The following is a 12,561-nucleotide window of genomic DNA, read 5'->3' as shown; positions in this document are numbered from 1 at the left end:
TGAAGCAACACGTGTCAAAGCCGATTTAGTTCGATCCGCTTGCGGATATATCTAAATACAGGGTGATTGAGTCGTCACCTCGTTCAACGGATAACTGCAATGATTGAGGGCGCCGTAACGGATTTATTGCTTCCCGTATTTGTTGAGGGTCGGCTAATTCTAATCCATTGATCGACACGACAATATCACCGGGTTGAAAGCCAGCTTGTTGAAAAATATCAGGTTTTTCGCCTGGGTCGACACGCAAACCTACGATATCTCCATCCTTCCGATGGAGAGAAAATTCTATGAAATCGCGAATGGAAGCAGTGCTATTTTGTAACTTTATTGCTATTTCAGCTTCCTCTGCAGATATCTCATCTATTGGCTGCATTCTGGACTCGGCCCTTGCGACCTTAATTTTCTCCCGTCTATTTGATACTTCATTAATGTCGTAACCGTCTAACATGAGCGTTTCTCTTCGCCCGCTATTTTTTATAATGACGCGATCGGAAAAAACTTCTTCTAGGGTTGCGTTAGTATTGTCTATTTGGTCATCTATACCGTATGTATTTTGCAAACCTCTATGTTCTATAACCGCAGCGGCGATCTCAGGATCGCTTGACGCAACAACACCTGAAAGCACCAATTTTAGTCTGGTTTCAGGCACATTGGTTAAAGATTGTAGCTTTTCTTCTGTGGCTGCAGGTGCGGATTGATCTCCAAACAAATTTAGCTGCTTGAGTTGTGTGATATTTGTTACCTGCGAGGGACTATATGAACTATTGCTTGCAATAGTGTCAGACAAATCATCCTTAATATTTGATTGGTCTGACTGAAGTAGACGCCACGTTAAATCGACGGTAAAAATTAATAAATACAGCAGCAATAAAGTGGCAACAACAAGATGGAGTTGTTGTTTGAATTTGCCATAAAAAGGCCAGATGTGTATTGTGTTATTGCTGCCGGTAGTCATCTAAATCACGAATATTCGTCCCTTATTAAGCATAGCGCTAAAAAGCCTAATTCGCTTTCGCAATCTCTATTGATTGAGCGTTATTTTTGCTTAAGGGATCAAGAAAAAAGTGATTTCGGAAAAAGCAGTGGATCAGCCACTGCACATTCTAGTAATCCCGAGTTCAGGTTAGTTAGATGAAAAATCGTTAACTTTGGACACGATGCCGTCAGCATCCAAACCATGCTCTGCGTACATCTCTTGCTGGGTGCCTTGCATGATAAATTCATCAGGCAGGCCTATCTGCAACAATTTGTTTGTTTTTTGTTGGGCAAGTAAATATTCACCCACTGCGCTACCCGCTCCGCCAGCGATGGCTCCATCTTCGATACTGACTAATAAATCATGGTTTTGGCAAGCAGTGTCAATGGCTTGGGTGTCCAAAGGTTTAACAAAACGCATATCAACAACAGTCGCGTTCAGCGTTTCTGCAGCGTTTAATACCTGAGGCAATAATGTACCGAAGTTTAACAGTGCAATCTTTTGGCCGCTTCTTAGTGAACGAGATTGCGCCAGTGGAATTGTCTTCATGTTGGAATCGATATCAACGCCCATGCCAGTGCCGCGAGGATAACGGACGGCTGCGGGTTGGTTGAGTTTGTGACCCGTGAACAGCATTTGGCGGCATTCATTTTCATCAGAGGGGGTCATGATCACCATATTTGGAATGCACCGCAAAAACGGTATATCAAAGGCTCCCTGATGTGTCGGACCATCAGCCCCCACCACTCCGGCACGGTCTATAGCAAACAAGACTGGTAGGTTTTGCAAAGCAACATCATGGATTAATTGGTCGTATGCACGCTGCAAAAATGTAGAATAAATTGCAACAACAGCATTAAGCCCTTCTTTTGCCAACCCAGCAGCAAATGTCACTGAGTGTTGTTCAGCGATAGCAACATCAAAGTACTGTTCAGGGAACTCTTGTGAAAACCTCACCATTCCCGAACCTTCACGCATGGCGGGAGTAATCGCCATGAGTTTGGGATCTTGTGCCGCCATGTCACACAACCAATCGCCAAAAATTTTAGAGTAAGTAGGGCCACTGGGTGCAGATTTGGGTAGCTCTAGCTCCTTTGGATTGAATTTTGGCACAGCGTGAAACTTTATTGGATCTTTTTCCGCTAGCTCAAATCCTTTGCCTTTTTTGGTGACTACGTGAAGAATTTGCGGGCCACTGATATTGCGCATGTTTCGCAGGGTTCCAACAACGCCATTTACGTCATGGCCATCGATAGGACCAATGTAATTGAAACCCAATTCTTCGAAAATGGTACCAGGCACAACCATGCCTTTGATATGTTCTTCGGCTCGGCTGGCAAATTCTTTTATTGGTGGAACATTACTGAGTAATTTTTTACCACCATCACGGATGGAATTGAAAAAACTTCCGGTTAGCAGACGGGCTAAATGGCTATTCAATGCACCGACATTTTCTGAAATCGACATTTCGTTGTCATTGAGGATCACCAACAGATCTTTGTCGATGTCTCCACCGTGATTGAGCGCTTCAAAGGCCATACCTGCCGTCATTGCTCCATCACCAATCACTGCAACGACCTTTCGTCCTTTTTTTTCTTTTTCTGCGGCAACCGCCATCCCCAGCGCTGCACTGATTGATGTCGAAGAATGCCCTACTGCAAAAGTATCGTAGTCGCTCTCTGCAGGCCAAGGAAAAGGATGCAATCCATTTTTCTGGCGTATTGATGTCATTCTTTCCCGACGACCGGTCAGAATTTTATGGGGATAGGCTTGATGCCCAACATCCCATAACAAACGGTCAAATGGTGTGTCGTAAACGTAGTGCAATGCAACGGTTAGTTCCACTGTGCCTAATCCAGAAGCAAAATGGCCACTGCTTTTACTTACACAAGACAATAAATACTGGCGCAATTCGTCAGCGCACTGCTCCAGCTGCTCTTGAGGAAGTTTACGCAACTCCTCTGGCGTACCAGCTTTGGCGAGAATAGGGTAGTGTGCTAAGTCGAGTGTCATGAATTGCCTAATTTTATTATTGGTTTAGTGGTCGCGCTGAACGATAAAATCATTAAAGGCGACTAAAACTCTAGTATTGTAAGGTAAAGCGTCTAGTGCGTGAAGGGCTTGTTGATGAAGTTCAGACAAATAATTTTTTGCGCCTTGCAATCCTAACAGCGATGGATAGGTTGATTTATTTTGTGCCTGGTCTGAACCTTGTGGTTTGCCTAACGTTGAGGAGTCACCGATCACATCAAGAATGTCGTCCTGAACCTGAAACGCCAGCCCCAGAGCTTCACTGAAAGTGGTTAATTGCTGATACGATTCAGTACTTACATCGGGTGCGATTTCTGCGGCCATCTGAACCGCTGCTTTTAACAGGGCACCTGTTTTAAGTTGATGAAGGTGTTTCAGTTGTTGTTCTGATATGGCGGAATTTGTTGCTGCCAAATCCATTGCTTGACCACCACACATCCCTCGATAGCCCGAGGCACTGGCTAATAATTTGATCAATTGCAATGGCAATTTAGGTGTATCAATTTTAAATTGAGCGTTGGCAAGTATTTCAAATGCCATGGTCTGTAGTGCATCACCAGCCAAAATCGCTGTTGCTTCATCAAAAGCGATGTGACAAGTTGGTTTGCCACGACGCATATCGTCATCATCCATTGCCGGAAGATCGTCATGGATTAACGAATAGGCATGCATACATTCAATTGCTACTGCGGCACAATCTAGGTCATCCAATGTAGCACCAAGCATTTCACCTGTGGCATATACCAAAAAAGGACGCATTCTTTTGCCGCCATTGAATAGCGCATACTGCATCGCTTTTTTCAGTCTAGGAGCGTGTTCACCAGCGTTGTTAATATTCTTTTCGAGAAGGCTATCAACGCGTCGCTGATAGTCTTTTAGTTGGTTTGGCAGAACACTCACTGATCGTCTAACTCTTGTGGTAAATCCTGCAATTGATCTTCACCATTTTGCTTCATTAGAATTTGAACTTTTTGCTCTGCACTTTTTAACATGCTTTGGCTGGTCCGAGCGAGAGAAATTCCTCGTTCAAACTTTGCTAACGCCTGTTCTAGAGGCAAATCACCACTTTCCATTTCTTTCACTAATTGTTCAAGCTCTTGCATAGCCTGCTCGAAAGATAAGTTGTCAGTGGTTTTGGCGTTACTCATAGTAAGCTTTTTCCTCTAAATTTGGGGTTTTCAAAAGAGGGAGAAAGATACCTGAGGCCCCAGGTTGGGTCAATGGCTTTTAGCCCTTAAACAGCGTGGAGTAAGGATTTAAACCGGGACAATACGTCAGATAATGATGAATGCTTAACCTATTTTAGCTACATCTAAGCTTTTGTCTCCTAGCTGTTGTGCTATGGTTATTTCGAAGGATACAGTGAATGTTGATAATATCCTTTAGAATCAGGCTGAATAGCCGATAATAGTGAATAATTCAGTGACTTATCCGGCCAAATCCCTTAAAAAGAGAGAATTGGACCGTATCGGTTAATTAGGTATTCGACGTCTTGGGAGGACATTGTGGATTTAGCAACCCTTATCGGTATGCTTGGTGCAATCGGGTTCGTTGTCATGGCCATGGTGCTTGGTGGTGACATCAGCATGTTTCTTAACGTGCCCTCAATCTTGATTGTATTTGGCGGTACCTTATTCGTTGTATTATCACAATTTACGCTAGGACAGTTTTTTGGTGCAGGAAAAATTGCCGCCAAAGCCTTTATGTTCAAAATTGAAGCGCCAGATGACTTGATTCAAAAAATCGTTGAAATGGCTGATGCTGCCCGCAAAGGTGGCTTTCTTGCATTAGAAGAAGCGGAAATTGAAAATGCCTTCATGCAAAAAGGCGTCGATATGCTGGTAGATGGCCACGATGTAGACGTTGTGCGCGATACTCTTGCCAAAGATATCAAAATGACTACTGAACGACATGAGTTTGGAGCGAAGATATATAAAGGAATGGGCGATGTTGCTCCGGCGATGGGCATGATAGGTACGCTGATTGGTTTGGTGGCGATGTTATCGAATATGGACGATCCCAAAGCTATTGGACCTGCAATGGCGGTTGCACTTTTAACCACACTCTATGGTGCTTTTTTCGCCAATGTAATTTGCCTGCCAATATCGGTAAAATTGAGTAACAGAGCAGAAGAAGAGAAGTTAAATCAAAGTTTAGTACTTGACGGAATTATCGGTATCGCTGATGGTCAAAACCCTAGAGTGATAGAGGGAATTTTGAAGAGTTATCTCGCTGCTAATAAGCGCGGCACAGCAACAGAGGACGAGTAATCGTGGAAGATGAATGCCCTAAATGTCCCCCCGAGGGACTGCCCGCATGGATGGGGACATTCGCAGATTTAATGTCGCTGCTGATGTGCTTCTTTGTGCTGTTGCTAGCATTCTCAGAAATGGACGTGCTGAAATTTAAACAAATTGCTGGCTCCATGAAATTTGCTTTTGGTGTGCAAAACAAAATTGAAGTAAAGGATATTCCCAAAGGCACCAGCGTTATTGCCATGGAGTTTCGCCCCGGTCGCCCAGATCCAACTCCCATCGAAAACATCCAGCAACAAACTATCGATATGACTCAAGAAATGCTTGAGTTTCAAGCCGGTGATGAAGACTCTGCTGGTGGGCGTCAAAAGCAACGTGGCGAACAGCGCGGTGGAGCTGCGCAGCAAACCGCAACCGATCAGTCGTCCGCAGCACAACAGCAAGCTAGTCAAGAGCAGACCAATGAGCTGATGAAAAAAGTCGCGCAGCAGCTGCAACGCCAAATTTTAGATGGTTCGATTGAAATGGAATCTTTGGGTCAACAAATTATTATTCGCATCCGTGAAAATGGTTCGTTTTCAGCCGGAAGTGCATTTTTACAACCTCAATTCAGCCCCATTCTTTTGCAAATTGGCGAGTTGCTTGCCGACGTTCCAGGCGAAATTGAAATATCGGGCCACAGTGATAGCCAACAGATCTCCAACGAGCTGTATCGATCGAATTGGGATCTTTCAGCTCAAAGAGCTGTTGCTGTAGCAGAAGAAATACGCCGAGCCGATGGGTTTGATGAACAACGTATGCGCGTGGTCGGGAAAGCTGACACATCGCCCTTATCGACCAATACTAGCGCGAGTGAGCGAAGTCGAAATCGCCGTGTCGAAATCACAATTAATCAAGGCAAACCGATGTTTTCTCAACCGATTTCGGTCGTAGAAGAGTAAACCTTATCGGGTTGATTAACTTTAAACTCGGATAGGAAATAGCGGCGCTAACGGGCGTTGTTTCCTGAATTGGGGTAACGTCCCCCAATTCAGTTCACTTGCATTTTCTTACAGGCGAGGTTTTATCAAAGAAAATTGAAATCTCAGCTACATCTACACCAAATTTACTCATGTATGAACGGTTCATCATTCGATTCTCGTCCATCATGAACATCCAGTCGTCGACATGCAAATCGTACTCACTACCATCCACAGGTACGGTTAAGGTGTATTTCCAATTAAAACTCATGCCGTTGGCCGATCCGCTCGCGGTACCAACAACATCGCCTGCAGTGCCAGTTACCATGCCGTCTGCGTCAATTTCCAGCTGCCAAATCCTAATTTGTTCCTCACCATCGGCAAAATAGAAGGTTTCATGCAAGGTCCCTTGGTTTTCATTCCAAGTTCCAATAATGTCGACACAGAAGCGACGAGTCGTTTTTTGTGAGATGTCCTGCACTATACCCCAGGCTGTAATGTCACCTGAAAAATAGGTTTTTAGATCAAATTTGGGAGAGGTGTTTTGATAATCATCCAATGAAGAGGAACAGGCAGAAATGCCCAGCCAGGTTGCAACCAAAATAGAAATTCTAAGCCGTTTCATTTCATCCACCTATTAACTTCTTGCGTAATTTGGGATAGCTACAATCTTCATCTAACCAAATGGCTAAAAAGCTTTTCCCAAAGTTATCGTCATCCATTTCACCAATTGGATCATTGTTGAAGTAAAAAACACTGGTTCCGCCTTCTTCGACACGCAATGTCAACATGTCGTCTTCTTTGATGTCAGGCCAAATTTCTTCAAGTCTGTGCAACCACGAATTTGTTTGTTCATCGGTGTAGCCCAGCTTTTTCCATTCTTTGTCAGTACGCTCAATGAGATCTTTTGCCTTGATATCTCTCAGATACTTGATCTGCAGAGCGAGAGGATAAGTGCCTGGCTGATATTGACCATCTTCGCTAAACAGCTCGGAATAGTAGATATCAAAGAAAAAAACTTCGAGTTTGGCACTCCCCACTTTTTGCAGATCCTGAATTGGACTGGCCATAGCATTTCCCAGTATAAATGATGCCAAAAAGGCAAGGGTGTAAAGGAGCTTACTCAACGTATTCATTGCAAATCATCATCTTTTATCTTTGCAGAGCGCTGTAGTAAGCAGGCTTACTCATTAATAGCTGAACCGTGCTAATGGTTCGCTCAAGAAAGCCACCTTCGCAATAACTTAAGTAGTAACGCCACATTCGTACGAAGCGATCGTCATAGCCATCTTTCATTAGAATGTCGACATTCTCTAAAAAACGGTTGTGCCAATCTTCTAGGGTTCGAGCATAATCCAATCCAATATCGTGTAGGTCACGGATCATCATGTCAGTGTAGCGTTTCAGATGTCGGTTAAGCTCAAATTGAGAAGGTAAGAAGCCACCAGGAAATATGTGTTTTTGGATGAAATCCACGTCTTTGCTGTAACTTTCAAAGCGACGATCGTCGATGGTAATGGACTGCAATAACATCAATCCATCTTTTTTCAGAAGAGACGAGCATTTTTCGAAAAAGTTTGGCAAATATTGTTTGCCGACGGCCTCAATCATTTCGATGGACACTAACTTGTCGTATTTTCCTTCAAGCGTGCGATAGTCCTGTTTGAGTAAAGTGATTTTGTGTTGTAGCCGTTCTTTTTCAACCCAATCTTGTGCGTAGTTGAATTGCTCTTCTGAGATAGTCGTGGTTGTCACTTTGCAACCATAATGTTTTGCCGCATAGACGGCTAGTCCTCCCCAGCCAGTACCAATTTCCATCAAATGGTCGTTTTCATTCAACTGTAACTTGTCGCAAATCGCTTTAAGTTTGGCGTTTTGGGCTTCCTCTAGCGACGTATTAACATCCGGATAAATGGCTGCAGAATACATCATGCTTGGGTCTAGAAAGCGAGTATACAAGCGATTGCCCAAATCGTAGTGTGCTGAAATGTTCTTTTTTGCTTGGTTGGCGGAATTACGATTTTTCAGATGCGTGATCTGACGAAGCGGTGTCGCAAGCCAGCTCATTTTCGCTTCCCAACTGTCTAACATCGGCAGGTTGCGTGCAAAAATGCGAATGACATCCGTTAGATTTGGTGTTTCCCACATGTTTTCGGCAAAAGTTTCTCCAGACGCCACACTGCCGCCGAGCAAAAGTCTGCGATATGCACGTAAATCTAAAAAGTTGATTTCTGCGTGAAGTTCTGAGGAGGCGTCACCAAAGCGATCAACCAGCACACCGTTTTCTTTTATCGTCATCAAGCCTTCTGGAAGTCGGCTAAATATTTTTAGAAGAATGGTGCGCGATGTACGATCTATCCAAGATAATGTCTCGGTTTGTACTAAGGTATTTTCACTATCTAACATTGCTGCCTTTTTCCTTATCGCCAGGGTGACCATAAAACGGGACGCCTTTAATGAAGAGCTTGAGCGCCTGCCAATATATGCCAATCACCGTTTTAATGGTCATGCTTGGTATACTTAATACTACGCGCCAAAGAGAATTTGAGTTCAGTACTTTTCGACGAAGATTTAAACTTGCTTCAAAATGTTTGACTTCTTTACTGCAACTTAAAGATAGCGCAAGTCTTTGACTTGGCTGTTTTATTTTCCAATGGTACTGCATGTCCAAAGGATTAAACGGGGACACGTGGAATGCCTTGTCACAATCTTTTTGCTCTGCCAAATCAACTAAGTAATGATGTCGCTGGTTCCAGGGTGTATTGCTCACTTCGGCCAGTAAATGACTATATGTCCCATCATCTTGTTGCAGATAATAGAAATTGACTGGGCTGAAATAAAGACCAAACATTCTGAGCTGTCCAAGCATAAACACCTGTCCATCGAGTTGCTGCCCAGCTAATTCGCTCATCCGAGATAGTACTGCTTCTTTTAAGGGGGTATTTGGGTCACCTAAATAATCACTACGTTTAAAACGCACGGGTGAAAAGCGACCAAAAGATATTCCTCTGACTGTTTTTGCGACGTCATCGAGTTCGTCGAGGTTTAGCCAAAATAAAAAAATGTTGTAATCAAACGCATGTTTTTTCGGAACATGCCGGGCATGAAAGACTTTTCCTACGTATAGCGCACTTTGTATCACAATTGTGCTCCAAAGCGTTTGCAAACATCTAATGCACTGCGCACGCCATCTTCATGAAAACCGTTGTACCAGTACGCACCGCAAAAATGCAGTCCTTCTTTGCCGCAAATCTCCTCACGCAGTGTTTGAGCTTTAGCGCTTTGCAGACTAAATTGCGGATGCGCGTATTCAAATTTCCTTAATATTTTGTTTGGGTCGATATGATGGGTGTTATTGAGCGTGACACAAAAGGTATGCGGTGCGTCCAGCCTTTGTAAGATATTCATGTTGTAGGTAAGGGATGTGGGCTCTGTCTGCTCATCGCGCTCTCCCTTCAATAAATAATTCCAGCTGGCCCAAGCCAATTTTCGTTTGGGTAATACTGATGTATCGGTATGTAAAACGACTTCATTTGGCGCATAAGGCATGGCACCAAGAATTGAAGATTGTTCTGTCGTGGGGGCATCGAGCATGGCTAATGCCTGGTCACTGTGGCAGGCAAAAATGACGTCATCAAAGTGTTCATCTTGCTGGTTAGAAGTTACTTTTACTACATATTTTTCACCCTGCTTTGCGACGGACTGTACAGGCGTATTCAATCGAATTTTATCTTTAAACCCTTCGGTTAGCGGACCAATATACTGTTTAGAACCACCGATTATTGTGTACCATTGAGGTCGGTCAGTAATATTTAACAAGCCGTGATTATTGAAAAACTGCAGGAAGAATGCGAGTGAGAAGCCTTTAATATCTTCCAACGTGGCTGACCAAATTGCCGCGCACATGGGCAGAATGTAATTGTGACAAAAGTCTTCACTAAATTGATGTTCAGCCAAAAACTCGCCTAGAGTCACGTCGCCGATCTCCATTGCAGATTTGTCTGCGTATATGGCTTTACACATTTTATTGAAGCGTAATATATCTCTGACGATACGATGAAATTTTGGACGCAATATATTGCGCCGTTGTGCAAACAAGCTGTTGATGGTGTTGCCGTTATACTCTAGATTTTCGGCAAGATTTTTGACACTAAAACTCATCTCAGTTGGTTGTCCTTGCACACCTATTTGTTCTAGCAGCTTTATAAAGTTGGGGTAAGTCCAGTCGTTGTAGACTATGAACCCTGTATCAATGGCATACTCCGTTTCGTCAACCTTCACATCGATTGTGGCGGTATGGCCGCCGATGTAGTCATTTGCTTCGTACAATACGATGTCATATTGTTTGTGCAGTAGGTATCCGCATGTCATGCCCGATATACCCGTACCTATAATCGCTATCCGTTTAGACATTAAATATCCTACTGATTTTGTTTGATTTTTTTACTAATACTTACTTTAGCCCAACTTGGCATAATTGACAGGAAGCGTAAAATAAGACTGAAAATTTTGGGAAAGTAAATACTCGAATCACGCTTCTCAATACCATCCAAAAATGCCACGACGGCCTCTTGTGCGGTTATTTTCATCGGCATCTCGAAGTCGTTTTTATCCGTCAACGGCGTTTCGATGAATCCCGGTGAAACACTTTGTACAGTAATTCCCTTGTGGGCTAGGTCAACCTGCAAACTCTTGGTTAAGTAGTGTACTGCAGCTTTACTTGCACCATACGCTTGACTGCGGGTAAACGGCAGGAGCCGAGCCAGGCTGTCCACAATTAATAACTGACCACCTTGGGGCAACGCCTCAATGAGAGGCTCAATACAGTTAACCACACCAAAAAAGTTTGCGGCAAAAACCCGTTGGAACATCTGTGGCTCAAACGCATCCATATCGACATACTCACACACCCCAGCATTGAGCACCGCTGTATCGCACTTCACTTCGCCCAAAGCTTGTTTAACAGCATCAAGGTCGGTGACGTCGAACTGGAGCTTCTCGATATTTTCATTCACAGCTAGTTCTTCGAGCGCTTGTTGATTGCGTCCGCAAGCAATCACACTATATCCCCGTTTAGCACACAATTTTGCCAACTCGAGTCCAATCCCAGAAGTCGCGCCTGTAATCAGGATCCGCTTCATTACACCGCCCTCCGTTTTATCGATTTAATCACGTGCTTTAGCACAGGGATCTGCTCGTAAATCATTTCCCCTAAATCATAATAGTCTCGATGGAACACCATTTTATCCGCTTTCGATTTTAAGTGGCTGACGCCATTTACAACAAACTTACGACCGGAATTGAGCTGTGGATGCACAACTGTCATTTTCCAGGTAACAAAAAAATGTTCACCTTGCTCTGAAATGTGTTCAATATTGCATTCACATGCTTGTGTGTTTTCTAACAAGGATTCAAAGTAGGCCTTGATGGCATCTAAACCCTCGTGTTTGCTAAGGGGGTCGGCCAAGACAGCGTCGACGCTGTATATCTCGCTTAGCTGCTGCAAAGAGTTAACAGAAACGTCACGGTAAAACGCTTCAAATCGTTCGATCAATTTCATAAAACCTTCTCCTAAATCCGATAACAAAGATTACAAGGCAATATGGGATTGGGATCATCTTTCTTTTTGTCTTAGATAAAGTCATGCACTTTAGATCCAAATATGAGTGAGTGCCGTAAACTAAACCAACAACAATTTAGGAATCATATTTTGGCAACCAGCACTTTCTCACTACCATTATTTCCCCTATCGGCACATATACTGCCAGGCGGCGTAATGTCATTGCGGATTTTTGAGCCGCGATACATTCGGATGATAAAGGAAGCTTGTGCCAACCAAACTGGTTTTGCCATTTGCATGCTAAATTCGCAAGGCGACAAAGAGCAAAATGAGCATATCTACCCGGTAGGTACTTTCGTAACGGTCGAGGATTTTGACTTGTTAGAAGACGGCTTGCTAGGGATAAAAGTGAAAGGCCATCGCTGTGTCAGAATTGAAAGAATTGACACTGATAAAGATGGCTTGCGAATTGGCCAGTGCCACTGGCAAGAAAATTGGACATGTGAAATCAACCCCCAAGCCATTGCCCCAATGGATTCCCGTTTAAAGGAAATTTTCAACAAATACCCTGAAGTTAAAACGCTTTATCCACAACCAGAATTTAATAACCCAATCTGGGTGATTTATCGCTGGTTGGAATTATTACCGGTAAACGCTGAGCAAAAACAAGCATTCCTTGAGCAGAAAGATTGTCAGATCGCTTTAGAATTCCTGTCTCAACTGGTAGAGTGATCCGTATTCGTAAATCTTCGTATCAATTACCAACGAACTAATTTAGGT

The 12,561-nt window shown here is 43.5% G+C and carries 14 protein-coding genes; 3 read left to right on the top strand and 11 right to left on the bottom strand.

Annotation, left to right across the window (positions count from 1 at the left end):
• Positions 1-25: 25 nt before the first annotated feature.
• The 4 genes from gspC to FM019_RS19200 form a co-directional block, all read right to left on the bottom strand.
• A complete protein-coding gene (gene gspC / locus FM019_RS19215; RefSeq protein WP_143837686.1) occupies positions 26-955 on the bottom strand; it encodes a type II secretion system protein GspC in 930 nt (309 codons plus the stop codon).
• Positions 956-1,123: 168 nt separating this feature from the next.
• Positions 1,124-2,989 (bottom strand): 1-deoxy-D-xylulose-5-phosphate synthase, encoded by a 1,866-nt coding sequence (gene dxs / locus FM019_RS19210; RefSeq protein WP_143837684.1) that lies wholly within the window; start codon positions 2,987-2,989, stop codon positions 1,124-1,126.
• 24 nt (positions 2,990-3,013) lie between these two features.
• Positions 3,014-3,907, bottom strand: a complete 894-nt coding sequence (gene ispA, locus FM019_RS19205; RefSeq protein WP_143837683.1) for a (2E,6E)-farnesyl diphosphate synthase — start codon at positions 3,905-3,907, stop codon at positions 3,014-3,016.
• The gene (locus tag FM019_RS19200; RefSeq protein WP_143837681.1) at positions 3,904-4,155 is read right to left on the bottom strand and encodes an exodeoxyribonuclease VII small subunit; all 252 of its coding nucleotides are present in this window, start codon (positions 4,153-4,155) and stop codon (positions 3,904-3,906) included. Before FM019_RS19200 ends, ispA begins: the two co-directional genes overlap by 4 nt.
• A gap of 357 nt (positions 4,156-4,512) precedes the next feature.
• Here FM019_RS19200 and pomA point away from each other — a divergent pair, with 357 nt between their 5' ends.
• Positions 4,513-5,277, top strand: a complete 765-nt coding sequence (gene pomA, locus FM019_RS19195) for a flagellar motor protein PomA (protein WP_143837679.1) — start codon at positions 4,513-4,515, stop codon at positions 5,275-5,277.
• Positions 5,277-6,203: a flagellar motor protein MotB gene (locus FM019_RS19190; RefSeq protein WP_143837677.1), complete on the top strand. Its 927-nt coding sequence runs from the start codon at positions 5,277-5,279 to the stop codon at positions 6,201-6,203. Before pomA ends, FM019_RS19190 begins: the two co-directional genes overlap by 1 nt.
• 94 nt (positions 6,204-6,297) lie before the next feature.
• On the opposite strand, the gene FM019_RS19185 is transcribed toward FM019_RS19190, so the two are convergent.
• From FM019_RS19185 to FM019_RS19155, 7 genes are all read right to left on the bottom strand, one after another.
• Complete coding sequence (locus tag FM019_RS19185; RefSeq protein WP_143837676.1) at positions 6,298-6,846, bottom strand: DUF3833 domain-containing protein; 549 nt, start codon at positions 6,844-6,846, stop codon at positions 6,298-6,300.
• A 1-nt stretch (position 6,847) separates the two neighbouring features.
• On the bottom strand, positions 6,848-7,291 hold the full coding sequence (locus FM019_RS19180; protein ID WP_143837674.1) for a chalcone isomerase family protein: 444 nt from the start codon (positions 7,289-7,291) through the stop codon (positions 6,848-6,850).
• Positions 7,292-7,373: 82 nt separating this feature from the next.
• Entirely contained in the window at positions 7,374-8,627 is a 1,254-nt protein-coding gene (locus FM019_RS19175) for an SAM-dependent methyltransferase (protein ID WP_143837672.1), read from the bottom strand.
• Positions 8,617-9,360 carry a DUF1365 domain-containing protein gene (locus tag FM019_RS19170; RefSeq protein ID WP_143837814.1) on the bottom strand — a complete coding sequence of 248 codons (744 nt, stop codon included), beginning with the start codon at positions 9,358-9,360 and terminating at the stop codon, positions 8,617-8,619. Before FM019_RS19170 ends, FM019_RS19175 begins: the two co-directional genes overlap by 11 nt.
• Positions 9,360-10,634: an NAD(P)/FAD-dependent oxidoreductase gene (locus FM019_RS19165; protein WP_143837670.1), complete on the bottom strand. Its 1,275-nt coding sequence runs from the start codon at positions 10,632-10,634 to the stop codon at positions 9,360-9,362. The genes FM019_RS19170 and FM019_RS19165 overlap by 1 nt, the downstream gene beginning before the upstream one ends.
• A gap of 8 nt (positions 10,635-10,642) precedes the next feature.
• Positions 10,643-11,362 carry an SDR family NAD(P)-dependent oxidoreductase gene (locus tag FM019_RS19160; protein WP_143837667.1) on the bottom strand — a complete coding sequence of 240 codons (720 nt, stop codon included), beginning with the start codon at positions 11,360-11,362 and terminating at the stop codon, positions 10,643-10,645.
• On the bottom strand, positions 11,362-11,781 hold the full coding sequence (locus FM019_RS19155; RefSeq protein ID WP_143837665.1) for a nuclear transport factor 2 family protein: 420 nt from the start codon (positions 11,779-11,781) through the stop codon (positions 11,362-11,364). The genes FM019_RS19160 and FM019_RS19155 overlap by 1 nt, the downstream gene beginning before the upstream one ends.
• Before the next feature lie 150 nt (positions 11,782-11,931).
• Here FM019_RS19155 and FM019_RS19150 point away from each other — a divergent pair, with 150 nt between their 5' ends.
• The gene (locus FM019_RS19150) at positions 11,932-12,513 is read left to right on the top strand and encodes an LON peptidase substrate-binding domain-containing protein (RefSeq protein WP_260681677.1); all 582 of its coding nucleotides are present in this window, start codon (positions 11,932-11,934) and stop codon (positions 12,511-12,513) included.
• Positions 12,514-12,561: the final 48 nt, after the last annotated feature.

Origin of the sequence: Aliiglaciecola sp. M165, assembly GCF_007197995.1 — a bacterium.
GTDB lineage: Bacteria > Pseudomonadota > Gammaproteobacteria > Enterobacterales > Alteromonadaceae > Aliiglaciecola.
Note: the sequence above shows the minus strand (reverse complement) of the source record. Positions and strands in the feature narration are given on the sequence as shown.

Bases quoted from the DNA above. Each gene is read 5' to 3' on its own strand.
- gspC (WP_143837686.1), bottom strand. From the start codon at position 955: ATGACTACCGGCAGCAATAACACAATACACATCTGGCCTTTTTATGGC.
- dxs (WP_143837684.1), bottom strand. From the start codon at position 2,989: ATGACACTCGACTTAGCACACTACCCTATTCTCGCCAAAGCTGGTACG.
- FM019_RS19200 (WP_143837681.1), bottom strand. From the start codon at position 4,155: ATGAGTAACGCCAAAACCACTGACAACTTATCTTTCGAGCAGGCTATG.
- FM019_RS19185 (WP_143837676.1), bottom strand. From the start codon at position 6,846: ATGAAACGGCTTAGAATTTCTATTTTGGTTGCAACCTGGCTGGGCATT.
- FM019_RS19180 (WP_143837674.1), bottom strand. From the start codon at position 7,291: ATGGCCAGTCCAATTCAGGATCTGCAAAAAGTGGGGAGTGCCAAACTC.
- FM019_RS19175 (WP_143837672.1), bottom strand. From the start codon at position 8,627: ATGTTAGATAGTGAAAATACCTTAGTACAAACCGAGACATTATCTTGG.
- FM019_RS19165 (WP_143837670.1), bottom strand. From the start codon at position 10,634: ATGTCTAAACGGATAGCGATTATAGGTACGGGTATATCGGGCATGACA.
- FM019_RS19160 (WP_143837667.1), bottom strand. From the start codon at position 11,362: ATGAAGCGGATCCTGATTACAGGCGCGACTTCTGGGATTGGACTCGAG.
- FM019_RS19155 (WP_143837665.1), bottom strand. From the start codon at position 11,781: ATGAAATTGATCGAACGATTTGAAGCGTTTTACCGTGACGTTTCTGTT.